This window comes from Fannyhessea sp. C0108B2 (genome assembly GCF_056583915.1).
In genome coordinates this window covers 52,365-74,981 of the sequence record NZ_JBWPJQ010000003.1, presented here as the reverse complement: position 1 = coordinate 74,981, position 22,617 = coordinate 52,365, and the positions used below count along the sequence as shown (strand labels likewise).

Below are 22,617 nucleotides of genomic sequence, written 5' to 3'. Positions count from 1 at the left end.
TTCACAACATTCATATGTGAGGTTCACGAATAATCGGCGGTATGCTTGGCAATCCTGTACAATAACTTCAAAACATACATTCGATAAGGAGTGCACATGCATACCGTTCATGCACACAACCACGCTGCTAACCATCAAAATAAATTAGATGCCCATTTGGACACACACCAGTCTGTACAAGATTTTACGCAGCCAATAGCTGCACTTGCCATTGGAACAGTCCATCATAATTTTGAGGTTATAGACGTACAAGAACTTTCCGAATTAAACGGATACGCATATATATTTACCCACAAGCCTTCCAAAGCTCGTGCGCTTTGGATTGCATGCGCCGATAATAATAAGTCGTTTACCATTGGTTTTAAAACACCCCCTACCAACTCAACGGGGGTATTTCACATACTTGAGCACTCGGTACTTTGCGGCTCACAAAAATATCGTGTTAAGGAGCCCTTTGTTCACCTGCTTAAAACTAGCATGCAAACGTTTTTAAATGCAATGACGTTCCCCGACAAAACCATCTATCCAGTATCAAGTACCAACCAAAAAGACCTCATGAACCTCACCGATATTTATTTAGATGCGGTTTTGCACCCCAATATTTACCATGAGCCTCATATTTTTGAACAAGAAGGCTGGCATCTTGAGGCGCAAGATCCACAAAGTCCATTTTCGTATAACGGAGTTGTTCTTAACGAAATGCGAGGAAGCCTATCAAACCCCGATACCATGGCTTATCACAAACTCAACGAGGCTTTATTCCCCGATACCTGCTATAAATATGTGTCGGGGGGCGATATTAACCATATCCCCGATTTAAGCTATGAGGCATTTTTAGACGCACACGCGCGCCATTACAAACTTGATAATAGCTATACCATTTTGTATGGCAACTTATCCATAGATGCCATGCTTAATAAAATCAACGAACATTTTATGCACGCAGACGAGCGCACGCAACAAGCTCCTAACAAACTTGAACTTCAAAAGAGCGTCACGCCCGAACTCACGCAATTTACTATGAAAACAACGCCTGACAATGCGGTTATCAATCTTGGTTATGTGATTGGCACATATCAAGACAGAAACCGCGTTCTGGCGGCGTCAATCATAAGCGATGTACTTTGTTCAACCAACGAAAGCCCTTTGAAAAAGGCAGTTTTGGATGCAGGATTAGGCAGCGACGTAAGTTGTGCCGTAGTAGACGGGTGCTTGCAGCCACAACTCATTTTCCAGCTCAAAGGAGCGCGTCCTCAAAGTGCGCATAAGTTTCGCGAGCTTATCGAAACAAAGTGCGCTCAATATGCACAAACAGGACTTGATAAAGATCGTATTCAGGCAGCACTTTCGCAAACCGAGTTTATCCTACGTGAAGGCGACTGGGATAACTATAGCGACGGCGTTGCTATTTCAATTCAAGCTCTTAACGGCTGGTTGTATAACGACGCAGCAGCACTTGATTATTTGCGCTATCAACAGGGCATTGACGAGATGAAGGCGGGGCTTGAAAACGGCTACTTTGAAAAGCTACTGGAAAGCATTATATGCAAAAGTACGCATAATGCCGAAGTTGAGCTCATTGCAGTAGCAGATACGGATACTACTGAAGAACAGAAATTACAAAAACTCAAAGATGCAAGCTCTGATGAAGAAATTAAACAGCTGATTGCTCATACGCAGGAGCTTAAACGTCTGCAGGAAACCCCAGATTCCCCCGATGCGCTGGCAACGCTTCCGCAACTCCACGTAAGCGATATTGACGCGGCGCCCAAAGAAACACCTGTTCAGCTTGAGCAACACCACAATATCTCGTATCTATATCACGATATTGCTACTCATCAAATTGCATATCTGTATGCTTATTTTGACCTCAGCTGTATTGAATACCGCGATATGTGTTATGTAGGCATTTTGCAAGAAGTTCTTGGTAAGCTTTCAACTTCAACGTACAGTGCCGATGAACTTGACGTTGCTTGCGAGCGTGAGCTGGGCGAATGTTCAGCGTTTTGTAGTATATATCATAATTTTAATGATCTCTCAAAGGTTTATCCTTACTTTGTTGTGCATGCAAGCGCACTGAGTGAGAATATCAACCACCTCATTGAGTTGCCAAGCGATATTTGGACGAACACACAATTTAGTGAACTTGATAAGATTAAGTCTTTGCTCACTCAACGCAAAATAAGCATGGAGCAGGGCTTTATTTCTTCCGGTCACGCATGTGTATCCGAAAGGCTTGCGTCAAAACGCATTCCAAGTGCAGCGTTAGTAGATCAAATTGAAGGCGTTTCTCATTACATGTTCTTAAAAGAGCTTTTGGACAACTGGGAATCATCAAAACAAAGCGTAGCAAAAAAGTTGTCACAACTTGCGCAAACGCTTTTTACCGCAAACAATGTACAAGTAAGCTTTACCGGATCAAAAGACGACTATCAGCGTTTTATAAGCCATCGTATGCAATTTGTAGGCGAGGGCTCGCAAAATGCACGCGAGGAGCACAGCTCTAAAAATGTATTGAGCATACCTGCACTTCATCCACAAAACGAAGCGTTTATTATACCTTCACACGTCAATTTTGTGGGTGCCGATTGCGCAGACGTTCATTTTGACGCACAAACAATTGGCGCTTCACTTATAAGCGCGCGCGTTTTGTCGCTTGACTACCTATGGAATAATGTTCGCGTGTTAAGCGGAGCATATGGATGCGGATTTACGCGCACAGCTTATGGGTATAGCCGATTTTGGTCATATCGCGACCCCTCTATTGACACAACACTTACAACCTATGCTAAAAGCTTTGAATGGTTGCGCGCATGGAATCCAACACAAAGTGAGCTTGAAGGCTATATTGTTTCGTGCACGGCGTCACTTGACGCGCCGATTAAACCCTACGCTCAAGCACGCCGCCAAGATTCTGAAATTTTAAGTCATAAACCACAAAACTGGCAAGAAATGATTCGCGCGAGTCAGCTCACCTGCACAAGCAAAGACATACACGACCTTGCAACAAAATGGGTAGACGATGCCCAAAACATGAATGTATGCGTGTTTGGCTCGCAAGAAAGCGTTGACACATCCGATGTTGTGTTTGATAAGGTGGTCAAGCTCATCGACGCATAAACGCATATAAACTTATATAGTTAAACTCAATACAATAAACGAGTTTTAAAAACCTACCTCAGCCAAATCACACGTGCTTAGGTAGGTTTTATTTTTTGAGTGAGCGGATGTGGTATTTCGTGTTCGTTATTTTTTGCGTGTTATTTTATACGTTTTATTTCATGCGTGTTATTCGTGCGTTTCATCTAAAATGTCACAATACGGCGGAACAACACGTCGTCACAGCACGATATTACAGCGCAATGTTACAGTGCGCCGTCACAATACACACGCTAATCCCACGTGTGCGAATCAAAAAGCGGATCATCGTGCCACAAAATAACGCGATTTTGCGCTAAAGATTGAGGTACATCTATTAAACGTTGATTTGCTGAACCTCTAAATCTCAACGTTATATCTTTTTGTGCTTGAATAAAAGGGCCGTCAACTAAAACATCAAGCGTTTTAAGGATTCTCATGGTAAAAGGCGTATATTGGCAACCTCCAGGCATAAGCTGATCCCAGGTGTGACCGGTATACATCCATATACTTTTTTTAGGAAACAGATTGCGAACGCGCTCCATGAAGTCTACCAAACCCTCTTGATTCTCGGGCTCGGTGGGTTCTCCCCCCAAAACCGATAAACCGTCTATGTACACCGGCTTTAAGCTTTCGATAATAGTATCTTCAACGTCTTTGGTAAATGGAGTTCCCGCATGAAAATTCCACGCTGCCTCATTAAAACAAAATGGGCAATGCAGACGGCAACCAGAAACAAACAAAACGGTTCTTACGCCAGTACCATTGGCAACATCACAATATTTAATGGTGGCGTAATTCACATTCGTTCCTGTTCACTACATACCTACATCTTGTAGAAAGCATCGTTTACATCTCACGATTACATGTCCGCATGCAAAATCAAAGCACGGAGCACACCAGCGCAATAACAAAGCATGTTCTTCGCTCAAAGGCAAGGTTTACACCCTACCCAAAGACACGTTCAACTGACAAAACGCTTTAAGACAAAGCGTGAAGGGTGTCTACCCCTCCCCACTCCAACATATATAAATATCCCTCCCAACAACACTCATGCGTCTTAGGAGGGATACATCTTGTGTTTATAAGTGTAACACGCGATCTTTTATCTCTTGGGTACGACCTTGATTCCAGAACTGCGTTCCAATATATCCACAGGTACGACGCGCAACATTCATTTTAGTCTGATCCCTATTCTTGCAGTTGGGACATTCCCAAATGAGTTTTCCGTCATCTTCTTTGATTTGGATTTCCCCATCGTAACCACAATTTTGGCAATAGTCGCTTTTGGTATTAAGTTCGGCATACATAATATTTTCGTAAATATACTGGATTACGCGAATAACAGCTTCCAAATTGTCTTGCAAGTTAGGAACCTCAACATAAGAGATTGCTCCTCCTGGTGACAAACGTTGAAATTCGCTTTCAAATTTAAGCTTAGTAAACGCATCAATTTTCTCACGAACGTTCACATGGTACGAATTAGTAACATATCCATGATCGGTAATGCCCTTAATAATACCAAATCGCTTCTGAAGTGCTTTTGCAAACTTGTATGTAGTGGACTCAAGTGGCGTGCCATACAGCGAGTAGTCGATATTTTCTGCTTGTTTCCATTCGTCGCACTTATCATCCATGCGCTGCATAACCGCAAGTGCAAATGGAGTTGCCTCTTTATCGGTGTGACTATGCCCGGTCATATATTTAACGCACTCATACAAACCAGCATATCCCAGCGAAATAGTAGAATATCCATCGTAGAGCAGCTTATCTATAACTTCGCCCTTTTTAAGACGAGCAAGCGCTCCATATTGCCACAAAATAGGCGCTGCATCCGAAAGCGTTCCACAGAGGCGATCGTGACGGCAACGAAGCGCACGATGGCAAAGCTCCAAACGCTCATCAAATATCTTCCAGAACTTATCCATATTGCCACCCGAAGAAAGCGCAACGTCAGGAAGGTTGATGGTTACAACTCCTTGATTAAAGCGGCCATAATACTTTGGCTTACCCTCAACATAGTTTTGAGCATTGGCAATGTTGTTGTATCCACCTTTGGAACGATCGGGCGTTAAAAATGAGCGGCATCCCATGCAGGTAAACACATCTCCATGTCCTACTTTTTCACCTGTAGAGAGCTTATACTCGCGCATCTTTTTCTCGGAAATGTAATCGGGAACCAAACGACGTGCAGAGCACTTTGCAGCTAATTTTGTAAGATAGAAATATGGATCATCTTCATGAATGTTGTCGTCTTCAAGCACATAAATCAGCTTAGGGAATGCAGGAGTAATCCATACGCCTGCCTCGTTCTTTACACCTTGATAACGTTGCTTGAGCATTTCTTCAATACACAGCGCCAGATCTTTCTTTTCTTGCTCGTTGCGCGCCTCGTTAAGATACATAAATACGGTAATAAAGGGCGCTTGACCATTGGTGGTCATAAGCGTAACAACTTGATACTGAATAGTTTGCACACCACGCGAAACCTCTTCACGCAGGCGCTTTTCAACCAAATCGTTAACTTTATCTTCATTGGGTTGAGCTCCAATAAGCTCAAGCTCGGCTAAAACCTGACCACGTATTTTTTTACGAGATACCTCAATAAAAGGTGCTAAATGAGCAAGGGAAATAGACTGACCGCCATATTGTGACGATGCAACTTGAGCTATGATCTGCGTTGCAATGTTGCAGGCAGTAGAAAAGCTATGTGGTTTTTCGATCATAGTTCCCGAAATAACTGTACCGTTTTGCAGCATGTCATCGAGATTAACCAGATCACAGTTATGCATGTGCTGGGCATAATAATCAGCATCATGAAAATGAATGAGTCCATCTTTATGCGCTTGAACAACATCTTGCGGCAACAGCTCACGCATTGCCAGGTCTTTTGAAACTTCTCCTGCCATATAATCGCGCTGAACCGAAACAACGGAAGGATTCTTGTTGGAGTTTTCTTGCTTAACTTCTTCGTTGTTTGATTCAATAAGTGACAAGATGGTGTCATCTGTTGTGTTGCGGTGGCGCTTCTGCGCTTGTACATAACGATAAATGATGTATTTACGTGCAACACTAAAATGGTTAAGCGCCATAATTTGGTCTTCAACCATATCCTGGATTTCTTCAACCGTAACCGTATGACCAGCATTTTTACACAGATCTTCTACGTTAAGAGAAGCAAAGGTGATCTCGCGCTCGGTTAGACGCTCGTCTTCGGTGACTTCTTTATTGGCTGCAGAAATAGCGTTTATGATTTTGTGAAGGTTAAACTCCACTTCAGAACCATTGCGCTTAATAATCTTCATGGTTGCTCCTCAACGCAAAAAAAATAAAAGTTTATGTACATCAAATTTTGCACAGTCTCATAAGAGATACTTTGTGTGCGTGTTCTATCTTGCCACAACCTGTAGTGTTAATGCAAGCGAATTTCCCCAATATCTTGTGAATTTTTCTTTATTTTAGGTATTGACAAAAAGGGCTTATATGGAAGCCGCTGTTCAGTGCTTATAATTTGCTCAGTCGAGCGAACCGAACGCGAAAAATTTACAGAGTAACCATATTCAGGGTCATCATATTCAAAACGGTCACATTCAAAGTGACCATATTCAAGATGGTCACAATTGTGCCGGCCACCGAAAATTGCAAACATCATTCTTATGTACAAACTCTGACGATATGTGCATATCTACCACACGTCACAGATGTTCTGTATGATTAAAAGTACATGTCAATCTATTACACACTATACGCGAGCTTATAAAACTATAAAAAGCACGACGTAGAAGTACATCGTAGGTAACCTACGATAAAGGAGAATCTGTGGGAACTTGGAAAAAACTTTCGGGTATTAAAGCTGCTTTTTTTGATGTAGACGGAACACTGTTAAGTCACGTAACCAATAGCGAGCCTGCTTCTGCAATTCATGCTGTTAAAGAACTTAAACGACGCGGCATTATGCCGATTTTGGCAACGGGTAGACCAACGTACATGCTTGATATTATAGACACCACCCCGTTTGAGGCTGCTATTACCATTAACGGACAATATTGCATCGCACAAGACAAGGTTTTATATTCATGCCCTATTAGCAAGCACGATATAGAGATTGTTGTTGCTCAAGTTAAACAGGGTTTATATTCTTGCCAATTTCAAGAACTTGATTGCTATTACGTAAGCGACCGCAGTCAGCGCGTTATAGATGTGGAGCAGTTTGTCAATCAGCATTACGAAGTTCGCGATATTTCACGCGCACTTACACACGATGTCTTTCAGCTGAATGCCTATCTTTACCCAGGCGAAGAGCATCTTATGTTTGACAAAACGCACGACTTAAAATATGCGCGTTGGGATGATAAATTTATCGACGTTATGCCTTGCGAAGGCGGAAAATCCAAAGGCGCACGCATTATGCTTGAGCATTTTAATTTGAGTGCCGATCAAGTTATCTGCTTTGGTGACGGAGGCAATGACATGGGTATTTTTGACGTATGCGCTCATAGCGTGGCTATGGGGAATGCCCAAGATAGCATTAAAGATAAAAGCGAATTCATCACGCGTGATATTGATGATGATGGCATTTATTTTGCATGCAAGCAACTAGGACTTATCTAATCGCACGTAACATACGGGCACCGTGCACAAACGAGCGCGCATGAGTTATAGTAAGACACAAACATAGTACGACTTAAACACAGTACGCTTATATTAGGGAGGGAAATATACGCCATGGCAATCACACCTCAAGAAGTATATGAAACTCAAACAATGGTTCACCAGCAAAATCTTGACTTGCGCACCATAACCATGGGTATTTCGCTGCATGCCTGTGCTGATGAAAACATCTCGCGCATGTGCACCAAAATATACGATTGCATTGTTTCTAAAGCAGAAAACTTAGTAGATGTTGCGCGTGATCTTGAGCGTGAATACGGCATCCCTATTGCAAATAAACGAATCTCGGTTACACCACTTGCCTACGTAGCTGCTGCGTGCAAGGACAAAGATCTTACTCCTCTTGCGCAGTGCCTCGATAGAGCTGCCGAAACGTTAGGCGTTGATTTTATCGGAGGATTCTCCGCGCTTGTTCATAAAGGTATTGGCGAAGCAGACATGCGCCTTATTACAAGTATCCCAGACGCACTTGCAGCTACAAAACATGTCTGTTCCTCGGTAAACGTAGCAACCTTGCGCGCAGGAATCAATATGGATGCCGTTTGGCTTATGGCACAAACTGTTAAGCGCTGCGCCGAGCTCACGCGTGACAACCAATGCTTGGGCGCCACAAAGTTGGTGGTTTTTTCAAACATGGTTGAAGACTCACCCTTTATGGCGGGAGCCGTACACGGTGGCGGTGAAGCCGACTGCGTTATCCACGTAGGCGTATCGGGGCCTGGAGTTATGCATGCGGCGCTCCAAGAACTACCTCAAACGGCTTCAATTTCTGAGGTTGCCGAAGTAATTAAACAAACGGCATTCAAAATTACACGAACTGGCGAGCTTATGAGCCGCGAGGCAGCAAAACGTTTAGGTGCCGTTAAAGGAATTGTTGATCTATCGTTGGCACCAACTCCGCAAGCAGGAGATTCGGTGGCTCAAATACTAGAAACTATAGGCGTAGGCCAATGCGGAGGTCCTGGAACAACCTGCGCGCTTGCACTGCTTAACGACGCGGTTAAAAAAGGCGGAGTTATGGCAAGCTCATTTGTTGGTGGCTTATCGGGAGCATTTATTCCTGTGTCTGAAGATGCCGGCATGATCAAAGCCGCGCAAACTGGTGCGCTCTCCATCGAAAAGCTTGAGGCTATGACATGCGTATGCTCGGTAGGACTTGATATGATTGCTGTTCCTGGCGACACCTCAACAGAGGCTATTGCTGGTCTTATCGCCGATGAAATGGCAATCGGCGTTATTAACAACAAGACAACTGCAGTGCGCGTTATTCCAGCACTTGGAAAAAAGGTGGGCGATATGCTGGAATTTGGTGGATTATTTGGATCCGCTCCTGTTATGAAACTCAACACGTTTGCAGGAAATGTTTTTGCACATCGAAAAGGTCAATTCCCTGCGCCTTTAAACTCACTTAAAAATTAGATGCATGCGCTCATGTTGTTACATAGGAAGCGCGTAAATTATAAGAAAAAGCCTCTCGTTGTAGATAAACGAGAGGCTTATGTATAAAACATCAAGCGTAATTTGCGCTCAAGATGGTGCTATTCGCCTAAGAAACGCACTTCGGGCTCAAGTTCAACATCAAATTGACGTTTAATTTCGGCTTGAACATGCTCAATAACATTATGAACATCACGCGCAGTTGCGCCGCCTAAATTAATAACAAAGCCAGCATGCTTAGTTGAAATTGCTGCATTTCCCGATTGATAGCCACGCAACCCTGCCTTGGTTATTAAAGGACCTACAAAATGGCCAACAGGGCGCTTAAACGTTGAGCCAGCACTGGGGTACTCAAGTGGTTGTTTTTCTTCTCGTTTTGCTGTTAAATCGTCCATTTTTGCACGAATTTCAGACGGATCGCCTTCGCGTAGGGTAAATGTTGCCGACACAACCACTAATCCATCATCTTTTACGCGTGACTGACGATAACCTAAATTAAGCTCTTCTGCTGGAATAACGCAAAGAGTTCCATCGGGCATAAGTACTCGTACAGAAGTTAAAATATCGGCAATACACCCATCATATGCACCTGCATTCATAAAACAGGCACCACCAATAGAGCCTGGAATGCCACAGGCAAACTCAAAGCCAGTGAGCCCTAACTCACATGCCATTTCTGACGCTTCGCGCAAACTTACGCCTGCCTGACAAGTCATTTGACATTCGTTAATAGAAACATTAACTAAACCATCTGCAATTGCAATAATAACGCCGCGATAACCAGCATCTCCAACAAGCAGATCTGATCCACGACCTAAAATAAAATAGGGAACTTGTTCGTCTTTACAAATCTTAACGAGTGATTGAACATCTTCGGGCGTATCGGGAATAACAAAAATATCAGCAGGACCACCTATTTTAAAAGTTGTATGCTCACTCATGGGCTCATTACATACAACGTTGTCCTCGCCTACAATAGCTTGAAATTTTGCAGCTAAAGCCTGCAAATGATCGGCACTGTCAGACATGCCTTTGTCACACTCCTATCTTTGGTGGTTTTCACCATCGGATATACAGTTATATGCATCTTCACAAGGCAACAGGCGCTTGCCGTATAAGAGCAAACACAGCCTCGGACGCGACACATATTTCATTAAATTTTAGTATAAATATAATCCTGGGTAAATGCTTATACCGATAAAACATGTTCTGAAGCCTTGTAAAACGCGCTAACCGCGCGGTGCACCGTGCTACTTTGTGGCGATAAACATGCATAAAACCTTTATGGTTGCGTGATTGCATTTCTTACAACAGTTTGACAACAGGTTTATGGATGTATTTACATGGAGCGTTCCCGTGACTTTACAAACTCATGATATCCGTGATAGGGTAAGACCGTAAGTTTCAGGGCGGGGTGCAAATCCCCACTGGCGGTATAGTGCACACAGCACAAAGCCCGCGAGCCTTTGTGGCTGACTTGGTGAAATTCCAAGGCCAACGGTTATAGTCCGGATGAAAGAAACGAGGATAGCGCTATGCGTGATTTTATAACACCATCTCAAGATGCCGCGAACAACAAACCACCTGTTCAAGACACACAACAGGCATATTGCAATTCAAATTTATCAGAATCTGCCTACGCTGAATCGGCGCACAACAGCACCTATAGAGGTCAAGGGTGGTCAACACAACGCATTGCAATTACAGCCCTTTTATGTGCTATTTCGGCAATTTCTACGCTTGTATTAGAATTTCCTATTATGCCTGGAATCACATATCTTAAATACGATCCATCGTGCGTTATTGCCGTGCTTGGAGGATTATTATTTGATCCCATTGTTGGCTTAACTATAAGCATTATCCCCTATCTTGTACATGTTGCAACTTCATCGGGCATCTACGGAACAATCATGGCAATTATAGCTGCGGTTTCATATGTCATGCCGCCAGTTTTGCTCTATCGTTGGCATAAAACGCATCATAGCCTGATAGTTGGATTACTTGTCGGCAGTATCTGTTCAATTATTGCATGTATTGTAGGCAATCTGCTTATAACGCCACTCTATACAGGTATGCCCATAGCAGCAGTTACAGGTCTTATCGTTCCCCTTATTATCCCCTTTAATGTTATAAAATCTGTGCTTAATAGTGCACTGGCGCTGGTTCTTTTTGTCCCTGTGTCGCGTGCGTTTACACGCAGTACCAAACACTAAAGGCTAAGCGTGTGCACATGCAAACTTATCATCATGCCAAACAAAATAATATGAACGCACCAACCATTCAGCTTGAACATGTGTCTGTTTGTTATAACAAAACGTTTTATGCACTAAAAAACATCAATTTGTCAATCAATGCAGGAGAACGTGTATGCATTCTGGGCGCAAATGGTTCGGGAAAATCAACGCTTGCGCGCGTGATCGCTGGGCTTATGGCGCCTGATCAAGGTCATGTTTGCCTACTTGACCATTGTGTTTTTGCGCAAGGAACCAAAAACTTGTTTGCCTATGCGCACGCACAAGAACGTTTGGGGTATGTGTTTCAAAACCCCGACGAACAGATTATTAACAACGTTGTTGAAGATGACATTGCGTTTGGTCCAGAAAATTTAGGCGTTTCCCCTCATGAGATTGATCGTCGTGTACAACGGGAGCTTTCTCGTTTTAGCCTCGATGGTCTGCGGCTTAAAAATCCCCATCAGCTCTCAGGCGGACAAAAACAAAGACTCGCCCTCGCAGGCGCACTCGCTATGGATCCTTATGTTCTTATCTTGGATGAGCCAAGCGCGCAGCTGGATGTGGCAAGCAGAAAAACACTCAATAGCCTGCTAAAACAGCTTTCATGTGAAAAAACAACCATCATTCATATCACGCATTTTATGGACGAAGCACTTGAGGCTGACAGGGTTGTGGTCTTAGACCACGGCCACATTGTTGCAGATGATACACCGCGGAAGGTATTTTGCCGTGACAAGCTTCTTCGCGATATAGGTCTTGATCTTCCCTTGTCGGCACAAATTTCTAACCTGTGTCATGCTTTTGGCTACCCAAGCGCTGTTGATATGACGCCTGATGACCTGGCAAAACTGCTGCGTACATGCATAAATACCAATGCTCAAAGAGACACGGCGGAATGTGGCGATGCGTATACATACCAGCATGCAACCGCAAACATGCAGGAAACAAATACACAAACTCATCTGACGCATAGTTCTTTAGAAGCGCAAGCATATGCCGTAGAGGCACAATCACTTGGCTTTTCTTATCAGCAAACAAGTAAAGCGGCGCTATGCAACCTTAATTTTAAGATTAGATACGGAACACGCGTTGCGTTTATAGGACAAACAGGTTCGGGAAAATCAACGCTGCTTCGTTTGATAAGCGGTCTTGAAAAACCAACACAGGGAAATTTGTTCGTAGGCACCCGATCGCTTAAGTTAGCACGTGATCGTCGATATATTCTAGGACGCGTTGGGTATGTTATGCAAAATCCCGAATTACAGCTTTTTGGTCAAACAGTATACGACGATGTGGCACAAGGTCCGCGTAATCAAGCACTTTGCGCGGCTGATAGTGCAAGTCGGACAAACGAAGCGCTTGAAGCGGTAGGAATGGCACACAAAAAAGATGCTGCGCCTGACGAGCTTTCGCGCGGCGAGCAGCGTAGATGCGCAATTGCCGGCATGTTGGCAATGAAACCTAAGCTCATACTTATGGATGAGCCAACAAGTGGTTTAGACCCCCGTTCGCGCGCAGATATTAACGATTTATTAGCCCAACTTAAAGGTTCGTTTACTCTTTTGGAGGCCACGCACGATATGAATGAAGCCGCACAATGTGACTATGTTTTGGTACTTCATCAGGGGCGTATAGTGGCGCAGGGCGCACCCTCAGAAATTTTTACCTATGAAAAAGCAAACATGTTAAAAACATGGGGGCTTGGATTACCCGATTCCATGATCTGGGCAAAGCCCTGCCTTACGATACTTGACCATGACAGAGAGCATCTACGCACCACCGCAGGCTTTATGCACGCGCTCAAGTCTCTTTTGAGCAGAGCAGCCACATCCTGTGAAGGCAATCAAACAAATACAGATTCATCTACATGCGCCCATGCGATACCCAACGAAACGAGCATGTTATGACGCATATTAACAATAACCATCAACAAGACACGTTTTCACGTATGCACCGCTTGGATCCACGCACTAAAATTCTTGCGCTGGTTATACTCACGTTTTCAATTTTTAGCATATCAACCTTTACCGATTTGCTTATACATGGTGCGCTCATCGTTGTTATCACTTTGTTGGCACATATTTCACTGTTAGAACTTGCGCGCTCATGCAAACACTTCCTAGGAATTATTATCGCTGTTGGTATATGTAACATGATTTTTATACAACAAGGAGAAGCGCTGGTATCCTTGGGATTTTTTACGCTTACGCGCGGCGGAATTGCACTTTCGTGCTTGCATTCGCTACGTATACTATGCGCGCTCACTCTAGGCGCAGTTCTCATTCGCACCACGTCTACCGTGCAGATATGCAATGCATTTGAAGCCTTTTTGGCACCACTTGCACGCATTGGTCTTCCTGCGCGCGAGATTGCCATGGTGTTTTCGCTCATGCTGCGTTTTATTCCGCTTATTGCATTTGAAGCCACCTCTCTGAGCGAAGCTCAACTTATTCGCGGTGCGCACTGTAAAAAAAACACTCTCAAAAGCCAGTTTCATATCATGAGCTCTACGTTAACTGCTTTGCTGACTAAAACGTATCACCATGCACAAGGTCTATCGCAAGCATTAGATGCACGCAATTATCGCGCGAGTGCTGCACGAACACAATGGCACCCTCTGCATTTTGCACAACTTGATATACAATGTGCCGTATTTCTGATAGTTTTCATTTCCTTGCGCATCACTTGCATATTCATGAATATATTTCCTCTGTAGCCTCTTCGTAGCTCCTCTGTAGACCCTTCGTAGCTTCGCTAAGCGCACAAATACGTAACGCAATGCTTGTTCATATAACTTATGAACTGCTCATTTTTTTGAATCGCTACACACGAATAAACTCTTTCGCACGCTCATTCATAAAGGCGGCCACAGACAAGCATACAAACCCATACCATTAACGGAATACAGCGTATCGTTTACCTAAATGCACGTATATCTTGTTTGCACAAAAATATAATTAGTCTCGTATACAAAGGGCATAAAGAAGGAGGGGTACCCATGAAGGGCTATGCTATGCTCAAAATTGGAGAGTCTGGATGGATAGAAAAAGACGCTCCCAAATGCGGTCCGCTTGACGCAATTTGTAAGCCATTAGCTGTTGCGATATGTACGTCCGACGTGCATACGCTTTGGGAAGGCGCTATTGGCGATCGTCACAACATGATCTTGGGTCACGAATGCTGCGGCGAGGTTGTAGAAGTTGGCGAACTGGTAAAAGACTTTAAGCCTGGTGATCGCGTCTTGGTTCCTGCAATTACGCCCGACTGGAACTCCCTTGAAGCACAAGCAGGTTATGCCATGCATTCGGGGGGCATGCTTGCAGGTTGGAAATTCTCTAACTTTAAAGATGGTGTTTTTGGAGAGCTATTCCATGTTAACGATGCAGACGGCAACCTTGCGCATCTTCCTTCAAACATTTCTCCTGCTGACGCGTGCATTTTGTCAGACATGGTTCCCACAGGTTTTCATGCGGTTGAGCTTGCAGACGTCCAATTTGGCGACACAGTTTTAGTTATTGGTATTGGTCCGGTAGGCCTTATGAGTGTAGCAGGTGCTGTCCTTCGCGGAGCATCGCGTATTATTGCAGTTGGAACTCGTCCAAAATGTGTTGAAGTTGCTAAAGGCTATGGCGCCAACGAATTTATCAGTTATAAAGACGGCTCTATCTCTGAACAAGTCCTCAAGATGACTCAAGGTAAAGGTGTGGATCGCGTTTGTATTGCAGGCGGAAATTGCTCCACCTTTGAAGAGGCGGTCAAAGCCTTAAAGCCTGGTGGAAAAATTGGTAACGTAAACTATCTTGGTTCGGGTGAATTTGTTACCATTCCTCGTGTTGAATGGGGCGTTGGCATGGGCCATAAAGATATTCGCGGCGGTCTTATGCCCGGAGGGCGTTTACGCATGGAGAAGTTAAGCTCACTTGTTTCTGCAGGTAGGCTGGATCTTCATCCCGAGATCACGCACCTCTATCATGGTTGGGAACATCTCGAAGAGGCAATCTTTACTATGCGTGAAAAACCAGTAGACCTCATTAAGCCTGTTGTTGTTTTGGAAGACTAAAACAGACAAGCTTTGCACCATTTAAGGCCATAATGCCCACAAACTGCCCAGTGCGGTTTGTGGGTTTTCTTACCGCTTACACAATCCAATTTCTTATTACTCACGGCACGGGCGTATACTATACAAAATGATTGTTTACTAACGACTTAACGTACAGAAAGCGGTGTGACTATGGAACAGCATCAATGTGTTCTGGTAACAGGCGGAGCAGGATTTATTGGAAGTCATACCTGCGTTGTCCTTTTAAGTGCGGGATATGATGTAGTTATCGTAGATGACTTATCAAATGCTAACATACATGTTCTTGACCGTATTCACACCATTGTAGGCTATGAAGCATTTGCACATCTTACGTTTTACCAGGCAAATGTTTGCGATGCAAGCGCGCTTGATTCGGTCTTTACCAAACACAACATCTCAAGCGTTATTCATTTTGCAGGATTTAAAGCTGTTGGCGAATCGGTTTCTAAACCAGTTGAATATTATTCAAACAACCTTATGTCCACGCTGGTGCTTACCCAGGTAATGAAAAAACATGGCTGTCGCTCTATTATTTTCTCAAGCTCGGCAACGGTCTACGGCGATCCTGATTCGCTTCCTCTTACCGAAGAAAGTCCAAAGAAAAATGCAACCAATCCTTACGGCTGGACAAAATGGATGATCGAGCAAATTCTGAGCGACATCGTTGTAGCCGATCCTTCGTATAATGTTGTACTCCTTCGTTACTTTAATCCCATTGGCGCTCATCCTTCAGGACTTATAGGCGAAGACCCGCGCGGCATACCCAATAATTTGTTGCCTTATGTAGCTCAAGTTGCCGTTGGTAAACGCGAATACGTGCATGTTTTTGGCAACGATTATCCAACGCCCGATGGAACAGGCGTTCGTGATTATATTCACGTTATGGATCTTGCAACAGGTCATCTTGCAGCACTTCGTTGGATGCAAGGTAAACAAGGCTGCGAAGTGTTCAATTTGGGCACCGGTAAGGGAACGTCTGTGCTTGAAATTATTCATGCATTTTCCGAGGCGTGTGGCAAAGAGCTTCCCTATAAAATTGAACCCCGTCGACCAGGTGACGTGGCAACTAATTATGCAGATTGCAGCAAGGCGTATAAAGAAATGGGCTGGAAAGCGCAATACGATATTAAGGACATGTGTCGCGACGGTTGGAAATGGCAATCAAGCAATCCATCGGGTTACGAATGTTAAACATGCAACACAACAAGGGCGCGCATGAAAGCTTAGCATTTACTACGTTTTTGCAGGAAACGCTACCCTATATTGTGCGCGCGCTTACACAGAGCCTGCAAGAGCCCTTAGGTTCTCAAGCGCAGACAGATTTGCAAGCATACCTCTACCAGCCTCTTGCACACTTTACCGTGAACGGCGGAAAATTAATTCGTCCAGCACTGTGTGTATTGGGAGCTTATGCATGTGGATATGAAGGTATGCTTAAAGACAACTGCAGTATACAAAAGTCTGTATCAGATACACTTCTTCAGATAAGTTGCGCGTTTGAGCATTTTCAAGCGGCGGCGCTTATTCATGATGATATAGCTGATGAGAGTCTTTTGCGCCGTGGCAAGCCATGTCTGTATCGAGTACATGGAACAGGTCTTGCTACTAATATGGGTGATAGTGCCCTTGTGCATGCACTAGAATGCATAAATTCGCTTTCGAGCATTTCTGATGAATTGCGAGTTCGGCTCATACAAGAATTTATAACTATGGAGAAGCACACCATAGAAGGCCAGGCGCTTGATGTAGGCTGGTCAACCGAAAATCGTTGGGATATTTCGCTTGATGATTATCTCTATATGGCAACATCAAAAACAGCATATTACTCCGCAAGCACGCCCCTTGTTATAGGAGCACTCTTTGCTGGCGCAAACCAAGAGCGCAGCGAGGCTCTGCGAGCTTATGGACTACAAGCAGGCTTAGCATTTCAGTTGAAAGATGATGAGCTTAATCTTTTTGGCGATGCAAACAAACTTGGGAAAGATCTCCGAAGTGACATCGTTGAGGGTAAACGAACCTATCTCACGCTGTATGCACTTTCGCACTTGAACGCACTACAAAGCGCGCGGCTCAAAGAAATTTTAACCAAGTCCCATAATTCGCCAGATGAACTAGACGATGCTTGCGCCCTCATAGAAGCGTCAGGCGCGCGCACGCACAGTCATAACCTTGCGCGTTCTTTAGCACAACAAGCTGATGCATGTATAGATGAAAATCTTTTCTCTAAAGACACCGTTGCTATTTTGCATGCAATGACCGCATTTTTTATTCAACGGAATGCATAGGGTATGCGTAAAGGGAGGTTTAGTCGTAAGTTCGTGTTCAACCGTGCCAAGTTGCTCAAGCAAAACATATAAACGCCCACAATTACACATGGATACGCGCGGACGTGAGATTCGTTTCGTTGTTTGTTCGTGAAAACGTTCGCAAATTCTAAAACTTTCGTATACATCATGGAGTTTTTTTATACAATACGAATTGGTTATGTTGAATTATAAACCACACTATTGCTCACATGAAACACTACCAAGCTTAATGCCTGCGGTCTATAAAGCAGCATTGAGTTCATAAAAGCATGTTACAAGGAGGATCTATGAACCCGATTCGTGAAGGGTCAACGGGAGCGGCTGTTGAGGATATTCAAAGTCGTCTAACACGCCTGGATTACGCTATCGATTCATCTGAAATTAAACAACAGCACTTTGGCGCGTCAACTGCACGAGCCGTGGGAAAATTTCGCCTTGATCATAATCTTTCGCTGAGCTCAGACGTAGACAAACAAATGTGGTCAGAGCTTGTAGACGCGTCGTACACCATGGGCGACCGCACGCTTTACTTGCGTTTGCCCAACTTTCACGGAAACGATGTTAAACAGCTGCAAACATGCTTGAATATCTTAGGTTTTTCCTGCGGAGAGGCCGACGGATATTATGGTGTCCATACCGAGGCTGCAGTTAAAGAATTTCAGGAAAGTCAAGGCTCTCTTGGTGATGGTATGGCATTTCAGGATACCTTTGATGCAATAGAGCGTCTTCATCACGTATGGGAGGGACAAAAAAGCACATCGGTACAAGTGATGGGAAAGATGACATTTTCTCGCGCAGCCGATGTGCTCGAGCGTATACACATAGGTCTTACCGCACAAGATCCTATCTCAAGAAACATTGCTGGTAGAATATGGAATCTTGCTTCGGCAACAAGCGAGAAAAGCGGCATTGCTCTGCTTGAAACTATTGATAATGCTCCTCAAAATTTAACGAGCATCTTTGTGCTCTCCACCGAGGCTCCTGCGAAAGATTCTCATGTGCTAAGCGTGCCAACCCTTTCGTGCGATAATATCGAAACGCTCCCACAACGCCTTCAAGCGGTTTGTTGTGACGAGTGCACAAACGCACACGTTGTTCGGCTTGAGCTGCCCGAAGGCTTAAGCTATGACGGAACGTTTACCACCTCAGATGCACAAACTATTGCGGTTATGCTTCTTGATGCACTCTGTGCAACATATGCACAGTAACAAGCTAGCAAGGCTTGCAAAGTAGCTTTAACAACATATAAGGGGCGTAATCGTAATCGAAGGAGCGCATGCAACATAAACACACTTTTGTGTGCGCCTCTTGAGATATAGAAATGTCACTACTTCCTACTTGCACGCTATACAGAAATATGATAGTCTACTTAAGCGCACAATGGAGCATCGTCCAATGGTAGGACACAGGTTTTTGGTACCTGGAATGTAGGTTCGATCCCTGCTGCTCCAGCCATTGTTTATGAATAGCCAAGCTTTTGCTTGGCTTTTTTATTAGACTTTGTTTATACAGGGCTTCCTTTATACAGGGCTTCCGCTCTCAACTTTTTCATGAGGCTTGATTTTACATCGCTTCACTCTTGACTTTTTTGTTTTATTTTCTTCTCTTTTATATCACTCTTTTATAAATCATAAAATGTGAGATACTAATGATGTTTCTATACACAATGTATTGAAAGGCACGTCGTATGCCCATGACTGCAATCATCCTTGCTGCTGGCGAGGGTAAACGCATGAAATCTCATCATTCCAAAGTTATGCATAAATTACTTGATAAGCCACTTATTTGGTGGACAGCTCAAGCAGCACAACAAGCAGGAGCTACTCACATTATCATAGTAGTTGGTCATAAAGGAGAAGAAATACGTTCGTATTTTGACAAAATTAACTTTAAAGACCAGGTGCAACAACTTACTTTTGTAGAACAGCGTGAACAACGAGGAACAGGTCACGCTGTTCTTTGTGTAAAGGAGCAATTAGGCAGCTTTCAAGGTCCTGTTGTCGTACTTTACGGCGACTCGCCTTTAATTACTCCTCAAACTATACAAAATCTTGTTTCTTTTAATAAAGAGCACCACAATGCCTGCTCGGTTATAAGCATGACACCTCCTAACTGCGCAGGATACGGTCGTCTTACCTTTGAAAACGATCAAATTTCACAAATTATAGAAGATAAAGATTGCACCCCGCAGCAGCGTGAACAACTCACTGAATGTAATTCGGGTGTGTACTGTTTTTGCGGTGGACGTCTTTCTCAACACATAGATGAACTTACCTGCGAAAATGCTCAGCACGAATACTATCTCACCGATATGATTGGACTTTATCGTAAGCTTAAACAACCAGTAGCCGCGCTTCATATTGAGGATTATCGCGAAGTTTTAGGGGTCAACAGTCGCATACAACTGGCACAGGTAACTAAAATTATGCAAATGCGTATCAATGAGTGCCTTATGGAACAAGGCGTAAGCATGCTGGATCCGCACCAAGTATGGGTTGGACCTGAGGTATGCATTGGCCAAGACTGCGAGCTTTTACCTCAAACATTTTTATGGGGTTCAACACATATAGGATCGGATTGCGTTATTGGTCCTCAAAGCAGGCTGACAAATGCAACCGTAGGAAACGAGTGCATTGTAGACGAAACAGTTATTGTAGACTCATGCATTGACGATGGTGTAGTTTGCGGACCACGTGCGTATATTCGTGGCAATGCACATCTAAAACATAATGCTAAAGCAGGAACTCATGTAGAAATTAAAGGCTCAGAAATTGGGGAGCGCTCAAAAGTTCCTCACTTATCCTATATCGGCGATGCTCGTTTAGGATCTGACGTTAATATTGGTGGCGGCTCTATTACCTGCAATTACGACGGCAAGCACAAAAGCCATACCGAAATTGGCAACCATGTATTTATCGGAAGCGATACTATGATGGTGGCACCTGTTACTATTGGAGACAATGCACTTATTGGTGCAAGTTCTTGTATTACCAAGGACGTTCCTGCAGGATCACTTGCAATAGAGCGTTCTTCACAGCTCATAAAAAAGGATTGGGCAAATCAGTATTGGGATAAGCTTAAGAAAGAGGACTAAGCATGTACGAAAAACTATGCGAGCCAACTGCGTATCAAAAAGAGATCAAGTTGTATGCCGGTCATGGTGCAACCGAGCTTTCTGAACGCATTGCAAATGTTTTACATCTTCAGCTTCAAGGTTTGACGCTTAACCAATTTGCAAACGGTGAAATTTACGCACGTTTTATGGAATCCGTTCGCGGCGATGAAGTATTCTTCATTCAAAGTATCGCAGGTAAAAATGTTAATGATTTGCTGATGGAAACCCTTATTGTTGCAGACGCTGCTTCACGCGCATCTGCTGCAAGTTTTACCGCGGTTATCCCCCACTACGGATATGCACGCCAAGATCGTAAAGCGTCCTCACGTGAGCCTATTACCGCACGTTTGGTTGCTAACCTGCTTGAAGCTGCAGGAGTAGATCGTATTATCACGGTTGATTTACACTCTGGCCAAATTCAAGGATTCTTTGACATTCCCGTAACGCACTTAACAGCTCTTTATCTGTTTGGTGATTACTTTAAGAAAAAAGATTTTGACTGGGATAACACCGTAGTTGTATCGCCAGATATGGGACGTGCAAAAGTTGCCAAAAAATTGTCTGATTACTTGGGCTGCGAAGTTGCCATTGCGCATAAAAGTCGTCCAAAGCATAACGCCGCCGAAGTTATGGGCATTATTGGTAACATTAAAGGCAAAACGTGCATTATTAACGACGACATGATTGATACCGCGGGTACTTTAGTGGGTTCTATCACCAAGCTTAAAGAAATGGGCGCAGGAGATATTTACGTTTCTGCAACACACGGTGTGTTCTCGGGAGAAGCTATTTCTCGTCTTGAAAACGCTCCTATTGTTGAATGCGTGGTAACAGACGCAATTCCTTGCCCTGTAGCCAACACACCTGGTTCTAAGATTAAATCAATAACCGTTGCAGATACTGTGGCAAATTGTATTTACAACGTTTATACCAACCATTCAGTTTCTGAATCGGGTGCTGGAAACTCAGAGATGTAGCTCGTTTGATGTCCCGCGACAATCTTTTTACACCAAAACATATCCCAACACAGATATCGTGCATTATTGGTTTGGGAAATCCTGGAGCGGAATATGCGCGCACGCCTCATAATATTGGCTTTGAGGCGTGCGATGCCCTCGCACGCAACTTGCATGCCAGCTATTGGAAATCTCAAGCAGGATGCTTAGTAGCAGCAGCTTCGCGTGCTGATGGCTCGATGGTATATATCGCAAAACCACAGGGTTATATGAATACTTCTGGAGGTCCTGTTTCAAAACTTTTGCGTGAACTTAAACTCACTACACGTGATATTCTTGTGCTCCACGATGACTGTGACATGGATTTAGGAAACGTAAAGCTCAAATGGGGCGGCGGACTCAACGGGCACAACGGCTTACGCTCACTTGCGCAGAAGCTTCAAACTTCTGATTTTGCGCGCCTTAAATGCGGCATTGGCAGGCCATCGGGGCGTATGAACTTGGCAACCTATGTTCTTACACCCGTGCGCGGCAAGCAGCAAGAACTTTTTGACTTTGCGGTAGACGCAGCGTCGGTGACTTGTCAAAAATGTCTGGCAAACGGCTTCCAAAAAACTCTTGCCGATAATTCATAAAAATATTGCTAGTATTGGTATAAAGATTTTCATTCGGTACATCG

At 43.9% G+C, this 22,617-nt stretch carries 16 protein-coding genes, 1 tRNA gene and 1 riboswitch; of the genes, 14 read left to right on the top strand and 3 right to left on the bottom strand.

Annotated elements, in window-relative coordinates; translation table 11 throughout:
• The first annotated feature begins 96 nt into the window (after nt 1-96).
• Nucleotides 97-3,120 (top strand): insulinase family protein, encoded by a 3,024-nt coding sequence (locus AC1DBT_RS02320; protein WP_480018410.1) that lies wholly within the window; start codon nt 97-99, stop codon nt 3,118-3,120.
• A 272-nt stretch (nt 3,121-3,392) separates the two neighbouring features.
• Here AC1DBT_RS02320 and nrdG read toward each other — a convergent pair whose 3' ends face one another.
• Complete coding sequence (gene nrdG / locus AC1DBT_RS02315) at nt 3,393-3,941, bottom strand: anaerobic ribonucleoside-triphosphate reductase activating protein (RefSeq protein WP_048596344.1); 549 nt, start codon at nt 3,939-3,941, stop codon at nt 3,393-3,395.
• Between the two features lie 279 nt (nt 3,942-4,220).
• Nucleotides 4,221-6,443 (bottom strand): anaerobic ribonucleoside-triphosphate reductase, encoded by a 2,223-nt coding sequence (gene nrdD, locus AC1DBT_RS02310; RefSeq protein WP_480018409.1) that lies wholly within the window; start codon nt 6,441-6,443, stop codon nt 4,221-4,223.
• Nucleotides 6,444-6,957: 514 nt separating this feature from the next.
• On the opposite strand from nrdD, the gene AC1DBT_RS02305 reads away from it, so the two are divergent.
• Nucleotides 6,958-7,749, top strand: coding sequence for a Cof-type HAD-IIB family hydrolase (locus AC1DBT_RS02305; protein WP_480018408.1), 792 nt, complete (start codon nt 6,958-6,960; stop codon nt 7,747-7,749).
• Between the two features lie 114 nt (nt 7,750-7,863).
• Nucleotides 7,864-9,228 carry a DUF711 family protein gene (locus AC1DBT_RS02300; RefSeq protein WP_480018407.1) on the top strand — a complete coding sequence of 455 codons (1,365 nt, stop codon included), beginning with the start codon at nt 7,864-7,866 and terminating at the stop codon, nt 9,226-9,228.
• A gap of 119 nt (nt 9,229-9,347) precedes the next feature.
• On the opposite strand, the gene murB is transcribed toward AC1DBT_RS02300, so the two are convergent.
• Nucleotides 9,348-10,274: a UDP-N-acetylmuramate dehydrogenase gene (gene murB, locus AC1DBT_RS02295; protein WP_480018406.1), complete on the bottom strand. Its 927-nt coding sequence runs from the start codon at nt 10,272-10,274 to the stop codon at nt 9,348-9,350.
• A 368-nt stretch (nt 10,275-10,642) separates the two neighbouring features.
• Nucleotides 10,643-10,774: riboswitch (FMN riboswitch) on the top strand.
• Between the two features lie 7 nt (nt 10,775-10,781).
• On the opposite strand from murB, the gene AC1DBT_RS02290 reads away from it, so the two are divergent.
• The 11 genes from AC1DBT_RS02290 (at nt 10,782) to pth (ending at nt 22,573) form a co-directional block, all read left to right on the top strand.
• Nucleotides 10,782-11,459 (top strand): ECF transporter S component, encoded by a 678-nt coding sequence (locus tag AC1DBT_RS02290; RefSeq protein ID WP_480018405.1) that lies wholly within the window; start codon nt 10,782-10,784, stop codon nt 11,457-11,459.
• Nucleotides 11,460-11,476: 17 nt separating this feature from the next.
• A complete protein-coding gene (locus AC1DBT_RS02285) occupies nt 11,477-13,387 on the top strand; it encodes an ABC transporter ATP-binding protein (RefSeq protein WP_480018487.1) in 1,911 nt (636 codons plus the stop codon).
• The gene (locus tag AC1DBT_RS02280) at nt 13,384-14,196 is read left to right on the top strand and encodes an energy-coupling factor transporter transmembrane component T family protein (protein WP_480018404.1); all 813 of its coding nucleotides are present in this window, start codon (nt 13,384-13,386) and stop codon (nt 14,194-14,196) included. Before AC1DBT_RS02285 ends, AC1DBT_RS02280 begins: the two co-directional genes overlap by 4 nt.
• Before the next feature lie 282 nt (nt 14,197-14,478).
• Complete coding sequence (locus AC1DBT_RS02275; RefSeq protein WP_480018403.1) at nt 14,479-15,540, top strand: NAD(P)-dependent alcohol dehydrogenase; 1,062 nt, start codon at nt 14,479-14,481, stop codon at nt 15,538-15,540.
• A gap of 171 nt (nt 15,541-15,711) precedes the next feature.
• Nucleotides 15,712-16,752, top strand: a complete 1,041-nt coding sequence (galE, locus tag AC1DBT_RS02270) for a UDP-glucose 4-epimerase GalE (RefSeq protein ID WP_480018402.1) — start codon at nt 15,712-15,714, stop codon at nt 16,750-16,752.
• Nucleotides 16,753-16,754: 2 nt separating this feature from the next.
• Nucleotides 16,755-17,846, top strand: coding sequence for a polyprenyl synthetase family protein (locus tag AC1DBT_RS02265; RefSeq protein WP_311439005.1), 1,092 nt, complete (start codon nt 16,755-16,757; stop codon nt 17,844-17,846).
• Nucleotides 17,847-18,154: 308 nt separating this feature from the next.
• On the top strand, nt 18,155-19,075 hold the full coding sequence (locus tag AC1DBT_RS02260; RefSeq protein ID WP_311439006.1) for a peptidoglycan-binding domain-containing protein: 921 nt from the start codon (nt 18,155-18,157) through the stop codon (nt 19,073-19,075).
• A 173-nt stretch (nt 19,076-19,248) separates the two neighbouring features.
• Nucleotides 19,249-19,322, top strand: a tRNA-Gln gene (locus tag AC1DBT_RS02255).
• A gap of 232 nt (nt 19,323-19,554) precedes the next feature.
• Entirely contained in the window at nt 19,555-20,961 is a 1,407-nt protein-coding gene (gene glmU, locus AC1DBT_RS02250; protein WP_311439007.1) for a bifunctional UDP-N-acetylglucosamine diphosphorylase/glucosamine-1-phosphate N-acetyltransferase GlmU, read from the top strand.
• A gap of 2 nt (nt 20,962-20,963) precedes the next feature.
• Complete coding sequence (locus tag AC1DBT_RS02245; RefSeq protein WP_276799053.1) at nt 20,964-21,959, top strand: ribose-phosphate diphosphokinase; 996 nt, start codon at nt 20,964-20,966, stop codon at nt 21,957-21,959.
• A gap of 8 nt (nt 21,960-21,967) precedes the next feature.
• The gene (gene pth, locus AC1DBT_RS02240) at nt 21,968-22,573 is read left to right on the top strand and encodes an aminoacyl-tRNA hydrolase (RefSeq protein ID WP_303869619.1); all 606 of its coding nucleotides are present in this window, start codon (nt 21,968-21,970) and stop codon (nt 22,571-22,573) included.
• Nucleotides 22,574-22,617: the final 44 nt, after the last annotated feature.

Excerpts from the sequence above, each read along its gene's own strand:
- AC1DBT_RS02320 (WP_480018410.1), top strand. The coding sequence starts at position 97 with ATGCATACCGTTCATGCACACAACCACGCTGCTAACCATCAAAATAAA.
- nrdD (WP_480018409.1), bottom strand. The coding sequence starts at position 6,443 with ATGAAGATTATTAAGCGCAATGGTTCTGAAGTGGAGTTTAACCTTCAC.
- AC1DBT_RS02300 (WP_480018407.1), top strand. The coding sequence starts at position 7,864 with ATGGCAATCACACCTCAAGAAGTATATGAAACTCAAACAATGGTTCAC.
- murB (WP_480018406.1), bottom strand. The coding sequence starts at position 10,274 with ATGTCTGACAGTGCCGATCATTTGCAGGCTTTAGCTGCAAAATTTCAA.
- AC1DBT_RS02290 (WP_480018405.1), top strand. The coding sequence starts at position 10,782 with ATGCGTGATTTTATAACACCATCTCAAGATGCCGCGAACAACAAACCA.
- AC1DBT_RS02285 (WP_480018487.1), top strand. The coding sequence starts at position 11,477 with ATGCAAACTTATCATCATGCCAAACAAAATAATATGAACGCACCAACC.
- AC1DBT_RS02280 (WP_480018404.1), top strand. The coding sequence starts at position 13,384 with ATGACGCATATTAACAATAACCATCAACAAGACACGTTTTCACGTATG.
- AC1DBT_RS02275 (WP_480018403.1), top strand. The coding sequence starts at position 14,479 with ATGAAGGGCTATGCTATGCTCAAAATTGGAGAGTCTGGATGGATAGAA.
- galE (WP_480018402.1), top strand. The coding sequence starts at position 15,712 with ATGGAACAGCATCAATGTGTTCTGGTAACAGGCGGAGCAGGATTTATT.
- AC1DBT_RS02265 (WP_311439005.1), top strand. The coding sequence starts at position 16,755 with ATGCAACACAACAAGGGCGCGCATGAAAGCTTAGCATTTACTACGTTT.
- AC1DBT_RS02260 (WP_311439006.1), top strand. The coding sequence starts at position 18,155 with ATGAACCCGATTCGTGAAGGGTCAACGGGAGCGGCTGTTGAGGATATT.
- glmU (WP_311439007.1), top strand. The coding sequence starts at position 19,555 with ATGCCCATGACTGCAATCATCCTTGCTGCTGGCGAGGGTAAACGCATG.
- AC1DBT_RS02245 (WP_276799053.1), top strand. The coding sequence starts at position 20,964 with ATGTACGAAAAACTATGCGAGCCAACTGCGTATCAAAAAGAGATCAAG.
- pth (WP_303869619.1), top strand. The coding sequence starts at position 21,968 with ATGTCCCGCGACAATCTTTTTACACCAAAACATATCCCAACACAGATA.